Source organism: Ignavigranum ruoffiae, from assembly GCF_900110675.1.
Taxonomy (GTDB): Bacteria; Bacillota; Bacilli; order Lactobacillales; family Aerococcaceae; genus Ignavigranum; species Ignavigranum ruoffiae.
The window spans coordinates 28,684-48,273 of sequence record NZ_FOEN01000002.1 but is presented as its reverse complement, the minus strand read 5'-3'; the positions used below and the strand labels follow the sequence as shown (position 1 = coordinate 48,273).

Genomic DNA, 19,590 nt, shown 5'->3' with positions numbered 1-19,590 from the left:
TGCTATGTCAGCAAAACCCTTAGATAAACCCTTAGCTCAAAATCGAAAAGCCCGCCATGACTATGAAATTCTAGAGACATATGAGGCAGGCATTGTTCTAAAAGGTACGGAAATCAAATCGATACGCGCTGGGAAGATTAATATTCAAGATGGTTTTGTGAGCTTGCACCATGGCGAAGCTTGGTTAAAGAATGTTCATATTAGTCATTATGAGCAAGGGAATATTTTTAACCATGATCCTTTAAGGGAACGTAAGTTACTTTTACATAAACGTGAAATCTATAAATTAGGGGTAGAAGTTAAGCAAAACCGTTTAACCATTATTCCTTTGAAAGTCTATTTAGTTCGCGGTCGGGCAAAAGTCTTGCTTGGTCTAGCCCGAGGTAAGAAGAAATATGACAAACGTCAAGCCTTGAAGCAAGAACAAATGAAACGAGATATTGATCGCGCCTTAAAAAATTATTGAGCATAAATAAAAAAGACTTATCACGATGTAGATAGTCTCATAAATATCGAAACAAATAACGGTACTGATTATACATTTAGTCAGCACCGTTTTTATTATGTTTATCTTACGCAAATTTAACCAGATCAATGATTATGACGTTTGCGAACGCCTTTATTGATATCTAATAAGACCGGAAGAATCATTGGTGATCGCTGAGTCTTGTCAAATAGAATAGGTTTCAAAGAGGTGAAGATGATATCGCGAATCATTTTTTCGTTAATGTTATTGCCATTTTCGTTAAGACCTCGATTAATCGCAGCTTTCATCTCTTGTTGAATTTGTTGAATTAAATCACCTGATTCACGCATATAAATAAAACCGCGCGACATAATATCAGGTCCTGAGATAAGTTGTTTATTTTCATAATCTAGGGTCGCAGAAATAATTACTAAACCATCTTCGGATAAAATTTTACGATCACGCAGGACAATATTACCCACATCACCAATTCCTGACCCGTCAACATAGACATCGCCAGCTTGGAAATGTCCAGCTCGGCGAGCAGAGTCGGCAGTTAGGGCGAGCATATCCCCATTGGATAGAATAAAGCTATGGTCTCGGTCAATTCCGACTAACTCAGCCAGACGAGCCTGAATACTTAACATCCGATACTCCCCGTGGACTGGCATAAAGAATTTCGGTTTCAACAAACGCATCATTAAAAGCTGTTCTTGTTGACTACCATGCCCAGAGGTGTGGATATTATTGATTTTACCATGAATAACATTTGCGCCTGTTTCGGTCAACTGATTGATAACTCGGTTTACACTCTTCGTATTTCCTGGAATCGGTGAGCTAGAGAAGATAACGGTATCTTCTTCTTGAATAGCGATTTGACGGTGAGTTCCATTAGCAATCCGACTCAGGGCAGCCATTGGTTCTCCCTGAGAACCGGTACAAAGAATAATAATTTCATTGGCCGGATAGCGATTAATTTCCCGACTGCCAATAAAAATATCTTGACCTTTTTCATCGATATAGCCAATTTCTTTACCAATCTTGATCGCATTCTCCATCGAACGACCAAACACAGCAATCTTGCGATGCGTTTTGATCGCAGTATCGACAACTTGTTGTAAACGGGAAACATTAGAAGCGAAGGTGGCAAAGATTACCCGTCCGGTTACCGATTGGATGATATCATTGATGGATTTACCAACAATTCTTTCTGACATAGTAAATGAAGGGATTTCCGCATTTGTTGAATCACCAAGCATAAGTAGAACACCTTCTTGGCCGAGTTCTGCCATCCGGTGTAAGTTTGCGGGTTCACCGACTGGGGTGAAATCAAATTTATAATCGCCGGTAAAGACAATATTACCTGGCGGAGTAGTTACAACAATTCCAAAAGCTTCCGGAATAGAGTGAGTGGTCCGATAGAAACTGACAGAAGTTTTACGAAACTTAATGACCGTATCTTCATTATACTCCGTAATGTTTGCATCTCTTAATAAGCCTCTTTCAGCTAATTTATTGCGAATTAAAGCAGAAGCTAACGGATCCGCATAAATCGGCACATTCAGCTGCATCAGTAAATAAGGAATACCGCCGATGTGGTCTTCATGTCCGTGAGAAATAATGAGCGCTTTGACTTTATCTCGGTGGTCAAGAATATAAGAGAAATCATTGATAATGTAATCAATTCCCAATAAATCATCGTCAGGGAAGAGAATACCACAGTCTAATAGAATAATTTCATCTTGAAACTGAACCCCATACATATTTTTTCCAATTTCATTTAAACCACCGATGGCGAAGACGCCAACTTCATTATTTTTTAAATTCACTGTCATCTAAAACTTCACGACCTCAAAATTTGGATGATGATTTTTTTCGTAATTGAGGTGAGCCGCCGAAAGTTCTTGAATATAGTCGATTCTGTATGGTGTATTCGCACTTATAAGTTGTCTCGCCTCTACGATAGAATCTGCTTCTATATAGAGAGCCATCGTGTTTTCCCGGGATGGGGATTCTTCTTTAGATGGCTGGTAGAATACTTTGTATATCATTATGACACTCCTTTTCATATATTAATCAGCATATGTCGCAATATGCTGTCAGCTATTAACATTCTATCATAAGGCCATTTTCAAGTATAGTTTTTAATTCCAGAGAGAGAATATAAGCTGAAGTTTATGAGTTTAGTTACAAACTAGGCACTCTTTTGTAGAAAATAAAATTTTTTATCAGATAAAAACGTAAAATAAAGGTCATCTTGTAATTATGATTAGTGACCTCAAAGATGATGAGGCACTCATAAATGTGAGGGGGGATAGAATCGAAGATCAAGCACGTGAATTATTAACTTTAGCGGTTAATCAGGGAAGCTCAGATATTCATCTTCTTCCCCATAATGAAAGTTATTTTGTCTATTTTCGTTTAGCTGGAAAATTGAATTATATGTTTAGTCGGACCATTGAATGGGGACAGAAATTTATTTTCTATCTCAAATATTTGGCCGATTTAGACGTCGGTGAGAAACGCAAACCCCAATCAGGATCGACTGCTTTTGATTTAGCCGAGGAACGGATTGAAATACGTTTATCAACGATTACTAATTTTTTGTTCCATGAATCTTTAGTCATTCGAATCTTAAGAAGTCAGCAAACACAAGAAAGAGATTTACAGACGTATTTTCCCTTAGATTTAGAAGTGATGGTCCAATTAGTAGCCAGAAAATCAGGTCTCATCTTATTCTCAGGTCCTGTGGGTTCGGGTAAGACGACTGTCATCTATTATCTACTTAGGAAGCGGATGAATCAAGAAGCCATTCAAGTCATCACGATGGAAGATCCGGTCGAAATCTTTGAACCTAATTTTTTACAAACTCAAGTTAATGAAAAAGCAGAAATCAGCTATGATTTATTGATTAAATCGTCTTTAAGACATCATCCAGATGTTTTATTAATTGGAGAAGTTCGAGATGAACAAACCGCCCGGATGATGATACGGGGTGCATTAACGGGTCATTTGATGATTGCCACTATTCACGCTAAAGATACCTTGGGTGTGATTGCTCGTCTGGAAGAATTACAAATCAGTCGACAACAATTGGCTCAAACTTTAATCGGAGTCGTATCGCAAAGGCTGCTCCCTCGCTATTGTCCTTTTTGTCAGGGAGCTTGTGATGCTTTATGTCCTTACCTTCCTATTCAGAGTCGGCGCGCTGCTATCTTTGAATTGCTTTGTGGTCAGACTTTAAGTCAGTATTTAGCCGATGAAGAAGTAAAATTCACTCGATTGAATGATAAATTAAAGAGAGCTTGGTTATATGGCTACATTGATGAGCAAACCTATCAACATTTTGAAGTCGTCTAAAGCGAAGTATTTGATTCGTCCTCGCGATCGGGCTTATTTTTTGCTGACCTTAGCTGATTTAGCCCAGCAGGGATTCTCAATGAATCAAAGCTTAGAATTCATGGAAGTCTTACTTCCCCGATATTCAGCCAATTTTCAATTCATTCGCGAGCAACTTCTTAAAGGATTGCCTTTTGAGACTAGCTTGAAAGAGATGGGCTATAGCTCGTCCTTGATTGCTCAAATTTTTTTCGCAGAGAAACAGGGTCGCTTCGTTCAAGGACTATATGACGCCAGTCGCCAAATTCAGCAAATACAAAAAGACCGAGAGACGATAATCAAAGTACTGACCTATCCATTATTTTTGTTGGTTTGTATTGTCGTCATGCTTTTCGGTGTTCGCAGTTTTATCTTGCCACAAATGCTTTCGTTTATTAGTGAAGTCACTTATCAGGAGAGTTTGCTGGTACAAATTCTAGTGAATTTTTTTAGATATTTACCGCAAATATTGACGGGTATCGGTATTTTACTAATCTTTTCTTATTGTGGAATAAATTATTATTTGCTACGGATGCCACTTTTGAAACGATATCAAAAATGTGTCAAAGTTCCTTTGTTTGGTCGTTGGTTAAGATATTATGGTTCCTATAAATTAACTTATCAATTTGCTTTCTTTTTTGAAGCGGGTTTTTCGATGCAACAAATTATTCATTTTTTACGCCAATATCCATTAGATGCTTTTCTAACTGAGATGGCAGCCCATTTGGCTGCTGGATTTGAGTCTGGTCATCATTTAGAAGATCAATTAAAACAAGTCAATATCTTTACCGCTGAACTTCCCTTGGTGATACGCCGAGGTACGATGATTAGCGCCTTATCACACCAATGTCGAATATATTCTGAACGCCTTTATCAAGAGTTAATTAAAGATATACGCCGAAAAATTTCATATATTCAACCCGTGTTATTCTCATGGATTGCCCTGTTAATTATTTCGATGTACTTATTAATGATGTTGCCTTTACTTACTATGCAAACTTTTTAGGAGGAATAGATAATGAATAAATTGACTCAATTTTTGAAAAGCAAGAAATCAAAATCGGCTTTTACCTTATTAGAAATGTTAATTGTTTTAATCGTTGTAGCTTTGTTAATGGCCATCATTATCCCCAATGTATCAGGACAGAGAGATCGAATTAATCAACAAGCGGCCGAGAATATCAAAGAAATTGTCGAGACTCAACGCAATACTTATGTTCTGGTAGAGAATGATGACCAAGTGAGCTTGAATGAACTTTATGAAAATGGCTATTTGACTGAAAAACAAGTCAGTGAAGCGGAAAAATTTCTCTTAGTTGAAGGAGATCTTGGGGATCCAGTTGAGATCCGGCCTGAATTCCAAAGTCAATGAGGCTGAAATCGGCCTTTACCTTTGCTGAGATTAGTGCCGTATTATTTGTAATCTCAGTCATCTTAATATTAGTTCAGCCCCCTAATATTCAAGCCTATCAGTTTAAGCTTGAGAGCCGCGCTTATCTGCAAGAACTTGTTCAAACAATAAATTATTATAAAGAAAAATCCGTCTTAGAAAATACAAATTACTTAATTGACTTCGATGCAGAAGCAGAAGTAATTACAGTTATGAACCAAGATGAACAGGAAATATTATTGAAACACACCTTACCTGACACTTGGGATCTCAAAAATAATTTGCGTTTATCGTATTTAGCTGATGGACGTATCAGTGATTTTCGCGCTGTAAATTTTTATCAATCGCAAACTGATCAAGCTTTTGCTCTTCGTTTTCAATTAGGTTCAGGTATCTTTACCATTGAAGAGGTCCAATTATGAAACAAGCATATATTGTTTATGAAGCTTTGCTGGGATTAATCATCTTGGCTTTGATTCTCTCTATATATCTACCAGGCATGTATCAATTGCAACAACAATTTCAGCAAGCAGAAGTTGACTTAGAAAATTATCGATTTTTTAAAGAGCTTGCTGAGATAGCTTTGATGAGTTCAGATAAAGTACCCGTACGAATCTATGAATTTGAACAACAGACTCAGAGACATGTGGGGGCATTTGACTGTGATGCGTATCGATGCACAATTACGATTGATGACCAACAATATAGTGTGGAAAGAAGTCAAGGGTAAGCAAGCTTTCACTTTTAGTGAGTTGCTCATCGGACTGATGGTTTTGGCCAGTGTCCTGTATCTGTTCCAAGTTATTATTTGGCATTATGATGGGCTTGCTGAGAATTTTGGAGCTAGCCGAGCGCGAGATTTTTCCCAATTTTTAGTAATCTTTGAGAAAGAAATGGATCATTATCAAGTATTAAATGCCAGTGATGATATGATTTATGTTCGAGATATTGAAGAAAATAATTTTTTTGAATTTGTCTGTCAGCAGGAAACGATCTACAAACGACCCGGTTTTCATCCTTTTTTGCAAGGAGTTCTTGCCTGGCAAATTGAAGTGGAAGAAAATTTCTTAAAGATTTGGGTGTTAATGGATGATCAAAAACTCTATCAAGGGCATATTAGGCTGGCACGGTACCAACCTCCATCATCAATACCGATCCGCTAAATGCGGCAAAAGAGCATTTATCTTCCCATATATTTTGGTCTATTTAATAATCTGTCAAATATTATATGTTTGTCTGTTGACTATTCAACAAGGGATTTTAGAACGACATCAATTATTTGAAAATTATTATATTGGTAAAATTCAGTTAGCTATGGTCGAGGCCAATCTTTATCAAGATGTGTCTAATCAGTTAGAGAGTTTTGAACAGTCTTTGGATCAGACCCGAATGAAATTAATGAAAGATTTGAGTCAACTACTTCCTGTAACAAATCTTTTAGAGAATAATTTAGACCGTGATATTTTGTATCAAGCTGGGCAGTCAGAAACTCTCTGTCTTTATTATCTTTATCTGGAAATCGAACCTGAAGACATTCGTCAACTTGGTCGAGCCGACGAGAAATCGTTCTTAGCTTTAACCTCTTTGACTCAAGACCAAAGTCAACAAGCTGAATGGTTAAGACAAACAAGTCTGGATCTTCTAGAACTAGGCTATCAAAAAGTGGATGATTACCAGTTAAGCCGTACTGATCAATGGCAATGCTTACTTAGTATAGATCAAGTCATCAATTTTTCAACGGGTTGGGTTGAGAATTATGAGCAAGATTCAGAATTACTGGTTTTGACTAGCCAAGTCGACCAACAAGATTTCAAGATGAAAGAATATTTTCCTCAACGAAAGCTTAATTATACAATCTATGGCTATGGAGAAAAATGGCAGAAACTTGATGATCCATTTGATTGAACAAATTATCCACTTCGATAACAATCCTGCTAATTTTTTGCCATCGAACTAAATCCAATCAACAAATTTTATAACCATTCCTTGTTTATTATTGTTCTGCTATAATAACAGATAAAGAAAGAGGAGGGTTTCTATGAAACGTATTGAAAAAGTCAGAGAATATTTAGCCAAAGAACAACTTGATGGGATTTGGGTGTCTAATAGTAAAAACCTAAGATATCTTGCTAATTTTACCGGATCTGCAGGTGAAGTTATTATTACGGCCGATAAAGCTTATTTCATTACTGATTTTCGTTATACAGAACAAGCCGGTCAACAGGCTAAAGGTTTTGAAATTGTGATTCATAAAGGGGACTTGTATCAAAGCTTAGCCGATATTATGACGAAGGACGGTATCAAAAAATTAGCCATAGAAGCAGATGAATTATCATTGTCCCTATATCGTAAAGTGGCTGATATCTTCCCAGCTGAACTCATTGAGACACAAAATGTTATTGAAAATATTCGTCTTATCAAAGATGAAGCTGAACTAGAAATTTTAAAAGAAGCTTGCAAGATTACCGATGAAGCTTTCGATCATATCCTAACGTTTATTAAACCTGGCGTTAGTGAAATTGCGGTAGCTAATGAATTAGAGCATTTCTTGAAGGGCAAAGGCGCAGAAGGGATGTCCTTTGATACGATTGTCGCATCCGGTGTTCGCTCAGCCATGCCTCACGGTGTAGCCAGTGAAAAATTGATTGAACAAGGTGACATGGTCACTTTAGATTTTGGTTGCTATTACAAAGGATATTCTTCAGATATTACTCGTACGATTGCTGTCGGCGAAGTGGATCCTAAATTAAAAGAAATTTATCAAATTGTCTTGGATGCCCATTTGAAAGTGATTGCTGAAGCAAAGGCTGGAATGACGGGTAAAGAAATTGATGCCATTGCACGCGACTATATTACCGAAAAAGGTTACGGAGAATACTTCGGTCACTCAACAGGACATGGACTCGGCTTAGATGTGCATGAACAACCTACAGTCTCTGTTCGAGGAGAAAATGTCATCTTAGAAAATATGGTCATTACCGATGAACCAGGCATCTATATTGCTGGCTTGGGTGGCGTGCGTATTGAAGATGATTTGATTATCCATAAAGATGGAGTTGAATCAATTAACCGTTCAGCGAAAGAACTGATAATTCTCTAGTAATCTAACCTTCTTTCCGCTACAATAGATGAGAACTCATGATTCTAAGGAGGTTATATTATGAATAGTGCGAAAGAATTATCATCAGATATCCGCGCTGATTTAGGGCAAGTAAATTTAAGCTTGGCTGCCCTAGAATCCATTGCTGCTAAAGCGGCCAGTGAAGTCAAAGGTGTCGCCACCACTAAATCGAAATTACAAAAAGAGGCCGGTAGTTTTCTAGGTATGGATCGAGACCGGATTAAATCACATGTGAATAATGAATCCGGTGAGATTGTGATTGATATGTTTATTAGTGTGAAGTTTGGCTATAAAGTGCCTGAAGTTGCCTTAAGTGTTCAAGATCGGGTGAAAGAGCAAATTCTCTTTATGACTGATATTCATATGAGTCAGGTTAATGTTCATATCGAAGCCATAGAAACTGAAAATCTATTGACAATCTTCGATCGCGATGGTGAATAATGTGAATAAACCATTGAAGCATAGACGGCATATGCGTATGGTCGCTATTCAAACTTTATATCAACTTCTTGATGGGTCTGATAACCTTAGCGTAGAAGCGGCTTTAGCCTATGCCTTGGAAAATGGTAATTTTCCTGATGAAGGTTATCTTGCCGAAAACTATTTATTTTTGAATCAGTTGGTTTATGGTGTACTTGAACATCAAGAAGAATTAGATCAGATTTTATCCACAGAGTTAGATAATTGGTCTGTAGAACGTTTACAAAAGATTGATCGTGTCATTTTGCGCTTAGCCTTATTTGAAATGGAATTTCTCCCTGAAGCAGAAGTTCCTAAAGTTGTGGCAGTGGATGAAGCCATTGAGCTAGCTCGCGGTTTTTCCGATGATAAATCACGACAGTTTGTTTCAGGTATCTTAATGAAACGTTTGAACGAAGGTAAATAAATTTAGAATCGAGTCCCTAATTCTGGGACTCTTTTTATTTTGGCTAAAATTATCATAGACTGTATCCACGAATATCTATTTATTAGAAGTTTTTATGAAATTTCATAGTAATAAAGTGGATTCAGCAGACTCTATATCTAAAATTTGTTAAGATAAGGATGTGAGCAAGAAAGAAAAAGGAGCGAGTTTATGAAAAAATTTAATAAAATTTTGTCGGCGAGTGCAGCAACTTTAATGTTGACTTTGCCAATCTATTCAGCAGTATCGAATGTTCATACAGTTTCTGCCATCCAAGCTACACAATCTCAACAACAAGAATTAGTTGCTTTAGGGGCTTCTTTATCAGACCAACAAGCCCAAGAAACACTTCAACTTCTAGGTGCCGGGGATTTTCCTGCCGGACAAATTAAGTATGTTGACGGTAATATTATCAATCAATACCTACAAGATGGGTCAAATAGTAGCACCGTAGTTTATTCTTCTGCTTTTATTCAACAAATGCCTGAAGGACATGGTGTCCAAGTCCAAATTGTGACTCCGCAGAACATTTTGAATGTGTCACAATTAACCTATCAGAATGCGGCCATTACTGCCGGAGCTAAGAATGCTCAAATTCGTGTTGCTACTGTAGAACCGGTAACGGGTGAAGGTGCTTTGGCCGGAGTGTATGCTTTATTGGCACAATCAGGGGTTGAAGTTAAGACAGAAGACGTGGCGGTTGCTCAAAAAGAAATCACTTTAGTCAATGAATTAGAAAAACAAACCGGATTAAATAATACCCAAGTTAACCAAGCAGTCGCTGAAGTTAAAACTGAAATTACCAATAATATTGTGAATCAGACAGAAGTCAATGAAACCGTGATTAATAATATCATTGTGTCCGTTATAGAAGAAAAAGGGATTGATCCTGAGGAACATCCTGAAATCGTCGATGAATTGAAAGACTATGCTAAGGAATATTCTCAAACAGATGCGGCAGCTAATGAAGATACGATTCAACAATTACAAGAAAGTACGACTCCAGTCTGGTCGGATGCGCTAACTCAGTTAGATCCTTCTTTAACCTATGCTGATGCACAAGCACGACCACGCTTAGATTTCAGCCAAGATGATAATATTATGCCTGAAATTCAATCTTTAACTAGCAAATTCTATAATGACCTTGATCAAGCATTAAGTCCTTTAGCTAATTATTCCTATTCATTTGTCTTGGAAAGTTTAAATCCAGAGATGACAACCGAAAATAAACAAGCCTTGAATGCTTTGCGGACCGAAATATTCTATCACTTGAATGGTCAATGGGCAGAGATGTTTGGATCTAGTCAATTGCAAAGTCAATGGATGGAAAATCTCAATAGCTTTGAAAATCTTAAACTTTCAGACCCAGTGCTGGCAGAAATCTATCTTCAAATCGGGATTCAAACCGGCTTGATGCCACAAGCCTATTCATACCATGTGATGGACCAGGAAGGTTCTATAGTATTTATTGATGTCGTTGAAGATGCGGGTGATCATATTAATACCTCTCACTACAAATATGATATAGCTACCGGTACTGTACTTGATGCGGTAACCGATACACCAGTCACACCAATGGATTATACTTCGATATTTGGCAAGAATCTTGAAGATTTAAGATCAAATCCAGTAACCATTCCGGCTGATTATCAAGTTCCAGAAAACTATTTAGAAAATCCGCAAAGTTCTGAATCAGAAACGACGGTGGAAGACGAAACGACTACTGCTAGTGAAGCAGTTGAGGACACTACAGCGACTGAAGAGGTAACTAGCCAAGAGGATGTCATTTCTGAGGATGATAACCAAGTTAGCGAAGATCAAAGTTCAGCAGCTGATCAAGCTGAGTAATTAGACAGATTGATCGGTCACGCGTAAGATAAATTTTTTACATCGATATTGGCCACTTTGTCGGCTAAGTGTTAACATTTCATTCGCTTCCTTAATCCAAATTAATCCACTAACCCATGTTAGAGCATATCAGTGCTGAGACGACATGGGTGGGTGGATTTTTAATTATGGGAGTTTACTTAAGGTGATAAATTTTAACTGAACTTGGGTAAGTCATAGATATCAGATGATTTAGCTATATTCGTTGGAATCTCTATCACGTCAGTGAACCTATCAATGCAGATATTCAGAAAGCTAATTCTATGATAGAATAGATTAAGATTATAAGAGGGGGTTCAATCATGAAGGCCATAGAGATTAATGGGAAAGAAATTGCCAATCGCTTACTCAAACAACAACAAAAAGTTGTCCAACGCTTAAAAAATGACGGCATTATCCCTAAACTCGTTGTGATTACCTTTTCTGACGATGAAGCAAGCCAAGTATATATCAAACAAAAGGCCAAGAAAGCCAAACAAATTGGGATTGATTTTGAGTGCCATCGACTAAATCACTCAGTTTCTCAAGAAGATTTTAAACGGTGCGTAAAAAAATATGATAATGATCCTTCAACTTCCGGAATAATTATTCAATTTCCGATTCCTCAGCAATATGACTTGAAAGAAGTATCCACTTGGATTAGTCCTGACAAAGATGTCGATGGTTTGAATCCGATGAGCATGGGTTGGTTATTGACGGATCAGGCACATTTCCTTCCTTGCACGCCAAAAGGCATTCTGTATTTGATGGATGCCTATAATATCGATGTCGTTGGCAAAGATATTGTCATTATTGGTAATAGCCATATTGTAGGTCTACCCTTGGCGATTATCTTGACTCACCAAGATGCTACGGTAACACTGTGTCACCGATTGACAGCGAATCTGTCTGCAAAATGTCAGCAAGCGGATATCATTATTTCGGCTGCAGGAAGTGTTAATCTGATTGGTTCAAACGATGTCAAAAGTGGTGTAATTATTTTCGATGTGGGCATGAATCGATTGGCCGATGGCTCCTTGGTCGGCGATGTCGATTATGCTAAAGTGATTAATAAGGCGGCTAAGATAACTCCTGTTCCAGGTGGCGTAGGGCCGATGACGGTTGCCATGTTAATGGATCAGACGATTATGGCAACGTGTTATCAGCACGGAATAGATTATCAACAGGTGATTGAATGCAGGTAGAACAAGAAGGACAGAAGAATTATTTAACTGTGACGGCGCTGACTAAATATCTAGCGCGTAAATTTGATGTGGATCCTTATTTAAAAGATGTCATCTTAATAGGTGAATTATCAAATTTTAATCCCAAAGCAACACGCCATCGTTATTTCTCTTTAAAAGACGATCAATCTAAGTTAAATGCGGTGATGTTCAAATCAGATTTTGATCGATTGACTTTTCAACCTGAAGAAGGGATGCGGGTCATTGTTCAAGGTCGTGTCTCAATTTACGGGCCCAGTGGTCGCTATCAAATTACGATTAAGTCAATGCAACCGGACGGCGTGGGAGCCTTATACCAAGCCTTCGAACAATTGAAAAATAAACTTAAAGAACAAGGCGTATTTGACCGACCTCGCTTGACAGTACCTCGCTTTCCTAAGAATATTGCTGTGATTACTAGCCCCTCCGGAGCAGTCATCCGTGATATACTGACAACTGTTCAAAGACGTTATCCCATTGTTGGAGTGACTGTTTTTCCAACGAGGGTGCAGGGGCAAGAGGCTAAATATGAAATTGTTCGTGCTCTTCAACGAGTTGAAGAACTCAAAGATCAATTTGACGTGATTATACTTGCCCGGGGTGGAGGTTCAATTGAAGATTTATGGAGTTTTAATGAAGAAATGGTGGCTCAGGCCATGCTTCAAAGCTCTTTACCTATCATTTCTTCAATTGGCCATGAGACGGATGTGACCATTGCAGATTATGTGGCTGATTTGCGCGCAGCAACCCCTACAGCGGCAGCAGAACTTGCAGTCCCAGTCCTCAGTGAGGTTCTAAGCTTGCTCAAGACCTATGATCACCGACTACAATCTGTCTTTTATAAACAAATTCAAATGCTTAAGAAACGACTCGAATATAGTCAGCAATCTTATATTTTCCAGGATCCGGTCAGAATTTATCAAACATATGCTCAACGTTTGGACGAACTGACCTTACAACTGAATAAGCAAAGTCAACAGATGATTAGGAATCAGGGTCAGCGCTTGGAATATTTGCATCAGCGGTTGAAGTCACAGAATCTCAGCCAGATGATTAATCAAACTCGACTACGTTTAGTAGAACTGGATAAACAAGTCCATAAACAGATTAATCAACAGCTCCAGAACCAGCAGAACGCTTTAATGACTCATATTCAGCTTTTAGATGCTTTAAGTCCTTTAAAGATTATGCAGAGAGGTTATGCGATTGTTGAGCAGGATGAAATGATTGTCCGTAGCGTAAACGACGTAAATCCAGATCATCCCTTATCGATACAGCTTTATGATGGTATGATAGTCAGTACTGTGGATCAAATGATAAGTAAGGAGAATAGGAATGACGGAAGATAAGAATAAACCTAGCTTTGAAACAGCGATGACTGAATTAGAAACAATCGTTCAGAAGTTAGAAAAAGGAGATCTCCCTTTAGAAGAATCTTTAGAAGCTTTTAAGAAGGGTATTGAATTAAGTCAATATTGTCAGCAAAGCCTGAATAAAGCAGAAGCTACTGTTGCCAAGATTATGACTGAAGAAGGTGAGGCTTTATTGGATGGTGATTTAACATGAGACAACTAGATTTAAGTTTATTAAGGGCCGAATTTGAAGCAGCCCTAGATGACTATATTCTTCATTTAGATGTGTCGATTGATATTTTAAAGCCGATGATTTACTCGCTCAAAGGGGGGGGTAAACGCTTGCGCCCGCTCTTACTCTTAGCTACTTTGGAGATTAATAATCGTCAGTTGATTGAGTATGGAATGCGAACGGCGATTGCCTTAGAACATATTCATACCTATTCTTTAATTCATGATGACTTGCCAGCGATGGATAATGATGATTTAAGAAGGGGCAATCCAACGAGTCATATTCAGTTTAATGAAGCCACTGCCATCTTGGCTGGAGATGCTTTATTGACGGATGCTTTTGGGATTATCGCCCAGGATGATCATTTAAAAGCCAAACAGAAAGTGGCCTTAATCAGCAAGTTAGTCCAGGCATCGGGCAGTGTGGGCATGGTTGCTGGACAGCTTAAAGATATTGAAGGGCAGAACAGTTCATTGAGTTTGGCTGAACTCAATGAAATTCATTACCTCAAAACAGGCTGTCTCTTTAATTATTCGTTAGAAGCGGCAGCGATTATCTTAAATATGGAAGACAAAGCGCGGAAGTTATTAGACCGTTTTGGCAACGCTTTTGGTATTGCTTATCAAATTCATAATGATTTGATGGATGTTCTAGGCAATGTACAAGTGACTGGAAAGCATGGTCAAGCCGACGCGGCTTTGAACAAAGCGACCTATCCAGCTTTGATTGGTGTGGAAGAATCTAAGGCCTCCTTAAATAAAGAGATTAAAAAAGCCAAAATTGCTTTAAAACGCTTAAGCAATCTTACTGAGCAGCCTTATTATTTATTGGAAACATTTATTGATTATTTAAATTTAGACTATCATAGTCATTAAGTCAGGAATGATAGCTTTGAATAAAGAACGTGTAGATAAATTAGTCGTCCAACAAGGATTGGTTGACAGTCGGGAAAAGGCTCGCCGTCTCATCATGGCAGGACAAATTTACGATGAGAAAGCCCAACGTTATGACAAACCTGGCGAGAAAATTAGTACGGAACGAGTCTTAGAAATCAAAGGCAAACCTTTTCCCTATGTTTCCCGCGGTGGCCTAAAATTAGAAAAGGCTATCCAACGCTTTGATTTAGATTTGCGAGATCAGATATTATTGGATATTGGCGCATCGACCGGGGGGTTCACTGATGTCGCCTTGAAATTTGGTGCGAAGAAATCCTACGCTTTAGATGTTGGCTATAATCAACTGGCTTATCAACTTCGGATAGATGAGCGAGTTGTGGTAATGGAACGTCAAAATTTTCGTTATTCTGTGCCTGAAGATTTCAGCCAAGGTCAGCCCACCATCGCCAGTATTGATGTCTCTTTTATCTCCCTGTCTTTAATCTTACCACCTTTACAGGCTATTCTGATTGATAACGGCCCGGTTGTTGCCTTAATCAAACCACAATTCGAAGCGGGGCCGGAACGAATAGGTAAGAAGGGAGTCATTCGCGATGCTAGGATTCACCGTGAAGTTTTGGAAGAAGTCCTTCAATTTATTTGCCAGATAGGTTATACCATCCACGGACTCACTTTCTCACCGATAACGGGGGGAGAAGGTAATATTGAATTTCTGGTCTATTTAAGAAATGCGAAACAAGCCCATAATTTGTCATATCAAGATGTCAATATTGAACAAGTCGTGGAGCAAGCACATCAGACTTTATAAAAAGGTAGGGATTGTCCAAGATGTTACGAAGTTTAAGCATTCAGAATTTTGCTATTATTGAGTCGGTTCAAATCGATTTCCAAGAAGGAATGACCGTCTTATCGGGGGAAACAGGTGCTGGTAAATCCATTATTATTGATGCTTTCTCTTTGTTAATGGGTGGACGGGGTTCTAGTGATTTTATTCGCCAAGGTTGTGAAGAACTTATTGTGGAAGCTTTATTTTCTTTCGATCAGCTTGACCCCCAGTTACAGAATATATTGTATGAATATGGATTTGATATCGACTTATTAGCTGAGGATTTGATTATTCATCGAGAGATTAATCAGAAAGGTAAGAATCTGATTCGTTTGAACGGTCAATTGGCCACAGTTAAAATTCTGAAAGAAATCGGCCAATTTCTTGCTGATATCCATGGGCAGAATGAACACCAATTATTGTTGAACAGTAAGCACCATCTTCATCTATTAGACCAATATGCCAAAGATAGTCTGGCCGAAACTTTTGCGAAATATCAGCAAGCTTATGATAATTATCGGGGTTTAAGAAGAGAATGGTTACAGGCTAATCAAGCAGAACATGATCAAGCTCAGCAACTATCCTATTTGCAGTATCAACTGGACGAACTAGATCAAGCTCAATTCATTGCTGGTGAAGAGGATGAGCTTTTGAAACAGAGTAAGCTTTTAAGAAATTCTCAAAGTATGATGCAAAAATTACAAAATATCAATCAATTGTTAAGTGAAGGCGATACGACGGCTCTGTCTCTACTCCAACAAGCTAGTACAGAACTCCAACAAGTTGCTGAAATCGATGATCATTATCAGGAAGCGGCTGAATTATTGGATCAGGTGCAGATTAATACGGCTGAATTAGCTCATTTTTGTGCCCAGGCAATGAGTGAATTAGATATGGATGAGCTAGATATTGATCAGGTTGAAGGACGGTTGAGTCAAATTGGCCAATTTAAACGCAAATATCAGCGAGATTACCAAGGTCTGATTGATTATAAAGAGGAGCTTCGTCAAGAAATTGATAAAATTCAGCATCGAGATCGTTATCTTGAAGATTTACAAGGCCAGCTGTTACCAGCTTATCGATCTGCCTATGATTTGGCTCAGCGGCTTCATCAACTTCGTCAAGAAGCTAGCTTAGCCTTAAAAGCCGATATTGAGAATCAATTGAAAGATCTCTACATGCCCCATAGTCGATTCTCAGTTCAATTTCTTGACCAAAATTTGGATTCACAGATGAGCGAACTGAGCAATCCAGCTGAGCCTATTTATCAATTAAGTTCGGCAGGTCTGGATCAAATTGAGTTTATGATTGCAACGAATCCGGGGGAAGAAGAGAAAGCCCTAGTCAAGGTGGCCTCCGGTGGGGAATTATCTCGTTTTATGTTGGCCTTGAAAGTGGTCTTCAGCCGCTCTAATTCGTCGATGGTGATGGTGTTTGACGAGATCGATACGGGTGTCAGTGGTCGAGTAGCAGATGTGATTGCGCAAAAGATGTATCAAGTGGGACGGTCACATCAAGTACTAGCCATCACTCACTTAGCTCAAGTCGCTGCGGTCAGTGATCATCAGTTGTTGATTGAAAAGAAAGTTGAACAAGGAAGAACTTATACCAAGGTAAGTCACTTAACTGAGGCCGAGCGATTACAAGTGATTGGTCAAATATTAGCCGGGCACCATGTTGATCAACAGACTATTGAGGTGGTTCGATCGATGATGAGTGTGTTAAGAAGGAATGAATAAGGATGTGAGCATGATTTCAACGTATCAGATACCGGTGGTGGTTTTAGCTGGACCAACGGGAGTGGGCAAGACCGCCTTTAGCCTTAAAATAGCCCATCATTTCAATGGTGAAGTTATTAATGCGGATAGTATGCAATTTTATCGTGGTCTGGATATTGGAACTGGGAAAATCATGCCTACTGAAATGGATCAAGTTCCTCATCATCTGTTGGATATTTTGGAACCAGATCAATCCTTCGACGTAAGTGCTTTTGTTGAGCAAGCCCATCAAAAAATAATCGAAATCTCAGCACGTCAGCGCCTACCCATTATTGTGGGCGGGAGTGGGCTCTATATTGAGGCTCTCCTATATCCCTTAGAGTTGGGCCGGCCAGGTTCTAATCAGCCTGAAATACGGCAAGCATTAGAACAAGAATTAGAAAAAGTAGGACCCACCGCTTTTTGGCAACGACTCAATGAGATTGATCCCCAAGCCGCTAAGAAAATCCCTCAAGCAAACACTCGACGAATGATTCGGGCGATGGAAGTGATTCGTAGTACCGGTCAACTCTTCTCCGATCAAAGGGGCCACCAACAACATCAAGCTCGCTATCAGCATTGTTTAATCGTCCTCGATCGACCGCGAGCCGAATTATATGAACGCATTAATCACCGCGTCTTACAAATGATTAATCAAGGTTTAGTTGAAGAAGTTTCTGAGCTCTTTAGTTTGAGTCAAGGGAGTTCCTGGCAATCATTACAAGGAATAGGCTATAAAGAATGGCTTCCTTTTTTTAACCATGAGAAATCGCAAGAAGAAATTATTCAAGATATTCAACAACATTCAAGACGATATGCTAAACGTCAATTGACCTGGTTCCGCAATCGATTTAAAGATAAACATTGGTTAGAAATTGATGATGAGCAAAAAGCTTTAGATAACATGCTAACAATCATCCAGAATGACTTAGAAAAAGGTGATGAAAGTGGCAGATAAGTATTATAACAATGAAATAAAACAAGAAAAGGTATTGTTGGTTGGTGTGCAAACACCACAATGGACTGATTTCGAATTTGAAAATTTGATGCAAGAAATGGAAGCCCTAGTCAATACAGCTGGGGCCTTTTTAGACCGACGAATGATGCAAAAGTTACCCAAAGAAGATGGTAGGACCCTATTGGGAAAGGGAAAAGTGGGCGAAATTCAAAGAATCATTAAACACAGAAACATTGATTTAGTAGTAAGCTTAAACCCGCTAAAACCAGTGGTTCACCGTAATTTGGAGGAAGCTTGGGACTGTCGAGTTATCGATCGGATTCAACTCATTCTTGACATCTTTGCTTTACGAGCGAAAAGTCGGGCAGGGAAATTACAGGTTGAACTCGCCCAATATCAGTACCTATTACCGCGAATTATTGGCCAAGGATTGGAACTCTCACGTCTGGGTGGTGGTATTGGTACACGGGGTCCGGGAGAAACTAAATTAGAGTCGGATCGACGTTATCTGAGAACACGGATGCGGAAGATCGAAAAGGATCTCAGTGCCATCGAAGCGCATCGAGAACGGACGCGCTTGAAGCGACAGCAAGGCAATGAATTTAATATTGGTCTAGTCGGTTATACCAATGCTGGAAAGTCAACTATCTTGACGAAGCTAACCCAAAGTGATACTTTGGTCCAAGACAAATTATTTGCTACCTTGGATCCATTGACTCGGTCTTTTGCGATTCGAGGTTTTGAGAATTTTACCTTGACGGACACTGTCGGATTTATCGAAGAATTACCGACCAAACTGATTCATGCATTTAAGTCTACATTAGAAGAAATTAGTGATGTCGATTTATTATTGCACGTCATTGATGCTGGACATCCTGCCCGTTTTCTTCATGAACAAACCGTTCTTTCACTTTTAAAGGATCTAAAGATGGATCAAATTCCTCAATTAGTGGTTTATAATAAAATAGATACGCTAAATGAACCTTTTCAACCAAGTTTATTTCCTAATGTTCAAATTTCAGCATATTGGGAAGAAAGTATTGAATTGTTGAAAGAGGAGATCTGGCAGACTTGCAAGTCCATCGCCCAACCTTACCGTATTCTGATTCCGGCTGATCAGGCCCAAAAGATTTACGAATATCAGCAAAATACTATTGTAGAATCAATTGATTTTGATCAAGTGAAACAAAATTATATCGTGACAGGTTTCAAAAAATAACA

At 38.7% G+C, this 19,590-nt stretch carries 22 protein-coding genes; 20 read left to right on the top strand and 2 right to left on the bottom strand.

Annotation, left to right across the window (positions count from 1 at the left end; all coding sequences use genetic code 11):
* Positions 1-4: 4 nt before the first annotated feature.
* Complete coding sequence (smpB, locus tag BMX34_RS02435; protein ID WP_092570416.1) at positions 5-466, top strand: SsrA-binding protein SmpB; 462 nt, start codon at positions 5-7, stop codon at positions 464-466.
* A 125-nt stretch (positions 467-591) separates the two neighbouring features.
* Here smpB and rnjA read toward each other — a convergent pair whose 3' ends face one another.
* Together rnjA and BMX34_RS02425 are read right to left on the bottom strand one after the other, a co-directional pair.
* The gene (gene rnjA, locus BMX34_RS02430) at positions 592-2,301 is read right to left on the bottom strand and encodes a ribonuclease J1 (RefSeq protein WP_092570414.1); all 1,710 of its coding nucleotides are present in this window, start codon (positions 2,299-2,301) and stop codon (positions 592-594) included.
* The gene (locus BMX34_RS02425) at positions 2,302-2,517 is read right to left on the bottom strand and encodes a DNA-directed RNA polymerase subunit epsilon (protein WP_092570412.1); all 216 of its coding nucleotides are present in this window, start codon (positions 2,515-2,517) and stop codon (positions 2,302-2,304) included.
* A gap of 253 nt (positions 2,518-2,770) precedes the next feature.
* Between BMX34_RS02425 and comGA the strand changes: the two genes are divergently transcribed.
* From comGA to hflX, 19 genes are all read left to right on the top strand, one after another.
* The gene (comGA, locus tag BMX34_RS02420) at positions 2,771-3,826 is read left to right on the top strand and encodes a competence type IV pilus ATPase ComGA (protein WP_234971664.1); all 1,056 of its coding nucleotides are present in this window, start codon (positions 2,771-2,773) and stop codon (positions 3,824-3,826) included.
* Positions 3,780-4,850: a competence type IV pilus assembly protein ComGB gene (gene comGB / locus BMX34_RS02415; RefSeq protein WP_092570406.1), complete on the top strand. Its 1,071-nt coding sequence runs from the start codon at positions 3,780-3,782 to the stop codon at positions 4,848-4,850. The genes comGA and comGB overlap by 47 nt, the downstream gene beginning before the upstream one ends.
* Before the next feature lie 12 nt (positions 4,851-4,862).
* Positions 4,863-5,216 (top strand): competence type IV pilus major pilin ComGC, encoded by a 354-nt coding sequence (gene comGC, locus BMX34_RS02410; protein ID WP_092570404.1) that lies wholly within the window; start codon positions 4,863-4,865, stop codon positions 5,214-5,216.
* Entirely contained in the window at positions 5,213-5,656 is a 444-nt protein-coding gene (locus BMX34_RS02405) for a hypothetical protein (RefSeq protein WP_092570402.1), read from the top strand. The genes comGC and BMX34_RS02405 overlap by 4 nt, the downstream gene beginning before the upstream one ends.
* Complete coding sequence (locus BMX34_RS02400) at positions 5,653-5,964, top strand: hypothetical protein (RefSeq protein ID WP_092570400.1); 312 nt, start codon at positions 5,653-5,655, stop codon at positions 5,962-5,964. Before BMX34_RS02405 ends, BMX34_RS02400 begins: the two co-directional genes overlap by 4 nt.
* Positions 5,900-6,397, top strand: coding sequence for a hypothetical protein (locus BMX34_RS02395; RefSeq protein ID WP_159428818.1), 498 nt, complete (start codon positions 5,900-5,902; stop codon positions 6,395-6,397). Before BMX34_RS02400 ends, BMX34_RS02395 begins: the two co-directional genes overlap by 65 nt.
* Before the next feature lie 76 nt (positions 6,398-6,473).
* Entirely contained in the window at positions 6,474-7,139 is a 666-nt protein-coding gene (locus tag BMX34_RS02390; protein ID WP_143440717.1) for a hypothetical protein, read from the top strand.
* A 133-nt stretch (positions 7,140-7,272) separates the two neighbouring features.
* Positions 7,273-8,334 carry a M24 family metallopeptidase gene (locus BMX34_RS02385; protein WP_092570394.1) on the top strand — a complete coding sequence of 354 codons (1,062 nt, stop codon included), beginning with the start codon at positions 7,273-7,275 and terminating at the stop codon, positions 8,332-8,334.
* 60 nt (positions 8,335-8,394) lie between these two features.
* Positions 8,395-8,796, top strand: a complete 402-nt coding sequence (locus BMX34_RS02380; protein WP_092570392.1) for an Asp23/Gls24 family envelope stress response protein — start codon at positions 8,395-8,397, stop codon at positions 8,794-8,796.
* A 1-nt stretch (position 8,797) separates the two neighbouring features.
* Entirely contained in the window at positions 8,798-9,241 is a 444-nt protein-coding gene (nusB, locus tag BMX34_RS02375) for a transcription antitermination factor NusB (protein ID WP_234971663.1), read from the top strand.
* Between the two features lie 189 nt (positions 9,242-9,430).
* A complete protein-coding gene (locus BMX34_RS02370; RefSeq protein ID WP_092570388.1) occupies positions 9,431-11,107 on the top strand; it encodes a DUF1002 domain-containing protein in 1,677 nt (558 codons plus the stop codon).
* 341 nt (positions 11,108-11,448) lie between these two features.
* On the top strand, positions 11,449-12,330 hold the full coding sequence (locus BMX34_RS02365) for a bifunctional 5,10-methylenetetrahydrofolate dehydrogenase/5,10-methenyltetrahydrofolate cyclohydrolase (protein WP_092570386.1): 882 nt from the start codon (positions 11,449-11,451) through the stop codon (positions 12,328-12,330).
* On the top strand, positions 12,321-13,697 hold the full coding sequence (xseA, locus tag BMX34_RS02360; protein ID WP_092570384.1) for an exodeoxyribonuclease VII large subunit: 1,377 nt from the start codon (positions 12,321-12,323) through the stop codon (positions 13,695-13,697). Before BMX34_RS02365 ends, xseA begins: the two co-directional genes overlap by 10 nt.
* Positions 13,684-13,914: an exodeoxyribonuclease VII small subunit gene (gene xseB, locus BMX34_RS02355; protein ID WP_092570381.1), complete on the top strand. Its 231-nt coding sequence runs from the start codon at positions 13,684-13,686 to the stop codon at positions 13,912-13,914. Before xseA ends, xseB begins: the two co-directional genes overlap by 14 nt.
* Entirely contained in the window at positions 13,911-14,807 is an 897-nt protein-coding gene (locus BMX34_RS02350) for a polyprenyl synthetase family protein (protein WP_092570379.1), read from the top strand. The genes xseB and BMX34_RS02350 overlap by 4 nt, the downstream gene beginning before the upstream one ends.
* Positions 14,808-14,823: 16 nt before the next feature.
* Complete coding sequence (locus tag BMX34_RS02345) at positions 14,824-15,636, top strand: TlyA family RNA methyltransferase (protein WP_092570377.1); 813 nt, start codon at positions 14,824-14,826, stop codon at positions 15,634-15,636.
* Between the two features lie 20 nt (positions 15,637-15,656).
* Positions 15,657-17,393, top strand: a complete 1,737-nt coding sequence (gene recN / locus BMX34_RS02340; protein ID WP_092570373.1) for a DNA repair protein RecN — start codon at positions 15,657-15,659, stop codon at positions 17,391-17,393.
* 10 nt (positions 17,394-17,403) lie between these two features.
* The gene (gene miaA, locus BMX34_RS02335) at positions 17,404-18,369 is read left to right on the top strand and encodes a tRNA (adenosine(37)-N6)-dimethylallyltransferase MiaA (RefSeq protein WP_092570677.1); all 966 of its coding nucleotides are present in this window, start codon (positions 17,404-17,406) and stop codon (positions 18,367-18,369) included.
* Positions 18,359-19,588 carry a GTPase HflX gene (hflX, locus tag BMX34_RS02330; RefSeq protein WP_234971662.1) on the top strand — a complete coding sequence of 410 codons (1,230 nt, stop codon included), beginning with the start codon at positions 18,359-18,361 and terminating at the stop codon, positions 19,586-19,588. Before miaA ends, hflX begins: the two co-directional genes overlap by 11 nt.
* Positions 19,589-19,590 lie beyond the last annotated feature (2 nt).

Coding starts and splice junctions, on each gene's coding strand:
- smpB (WP_092570416.1), top strand. CDS start 5: ATGTCAGCAAAACCCTTAGATAAACCCTTAGCTCAAAATCGAAAAGCC.
- rnjA (WP_092570414.1), bottom strand. CDS start 2,301: ATGACAGTGAATTTAAAAAATAATGAAGTTGGCGTCTTCGCCATCGGT.
- BMX34_RS02425 (WP_092570412.1), bottom strand. CDS start 2,517: ATGATATACAAAGTATTCTACCAGCCATCTAAAGAAGAATCCCCATCC.
- comGB (WP_092570406.1), top strand. CDS start 3,780: ATGGCTACATTGATGAGCAAACCTATCAACATTTTGAAGTCGTCTAAA.
- comGC (WP_092570404.1), top strand. CDS start 4,863: ATGAATAAATTGACTCAATTTTTGAAAAGCAAGAAATCAAAATCGGCT.
- BMX34_RS02405 (WP_092570402.1), top strand. CDS start 5,213: ATGAGGCTGAAATCGGCCTTTACCTTTGCTGAGATTAGTGCCGTATTA.
- BMX34_RS02400 (WP_092570400.1), top strand. CDS start 5,653: ATGAAACAAGCATATATTGTTTATGAAGCTTTGCTGGGATTAATCATC.
- BMX34_RS02395 (WP_159428818.1), top strand. CDS start 5,900: ATGCGTATCGATGCACAATTACGATTGATGACCAACAATATAGTGTGG.
- BMX34_RS02385 (WP_092570394.1), top strand. CDS start 7,273: ATGAAACGTATTGAAAAAGTCAGAGAATATTTAGCCAAAGAACAACTT.
- BMX34_RS02380 (WP_092570392.1), top strand. CDS start 8,395: ATGAATAGTGCGAAAGAATTATCATCAGATATCCGCGCTGATTTAGGG.
- BMX34_RS02370 (WP_092570388.1), top strand. CDS start 9,431: ATGAAAAAATTTAATAAAATTTTGTCGGCGAGTGCAGCAACTTTAATG.
- BMX34_RS02365 (WP_092570386.1), top strand. CDS start 11,449: ATGAAGGCCATAGAGATTAATGGGAAAGAAATTGCCAATCGCTTACTC.
- xseA (WP_092570384.1), top strand. CDS start 12,321: ATGCAGGTAGAACAAGAAGGACAGAAGAATTATTTAACTGTGACGGCG.
- xseB (WP_092570381.1), top strand. CDS start 13,684: ATGACGGAAGATAAGAATAAACCTAGCTTTGAAACAGCGATGACTGAA.
- BMX34_RS02350 (WP_092570379.1), top strand. CDS start 13,911: ATGAGACAACTAGATTTAAGTTTATTAAGGGCCGAATTTGAAGCAGCC.
- recN (WP_092570373.1), top strand. CDS start 15,657: ATGTTACGAAGTTTAAGCATTCAGAATTTTGCTATTATTGAGTCGGTT.
- miaA (WP_092570677.1), top strand. CDS start 17,404: ATGATTTCAACGTATCAGATACCGGTGGTGGTTTTAGCTGGACCAACG.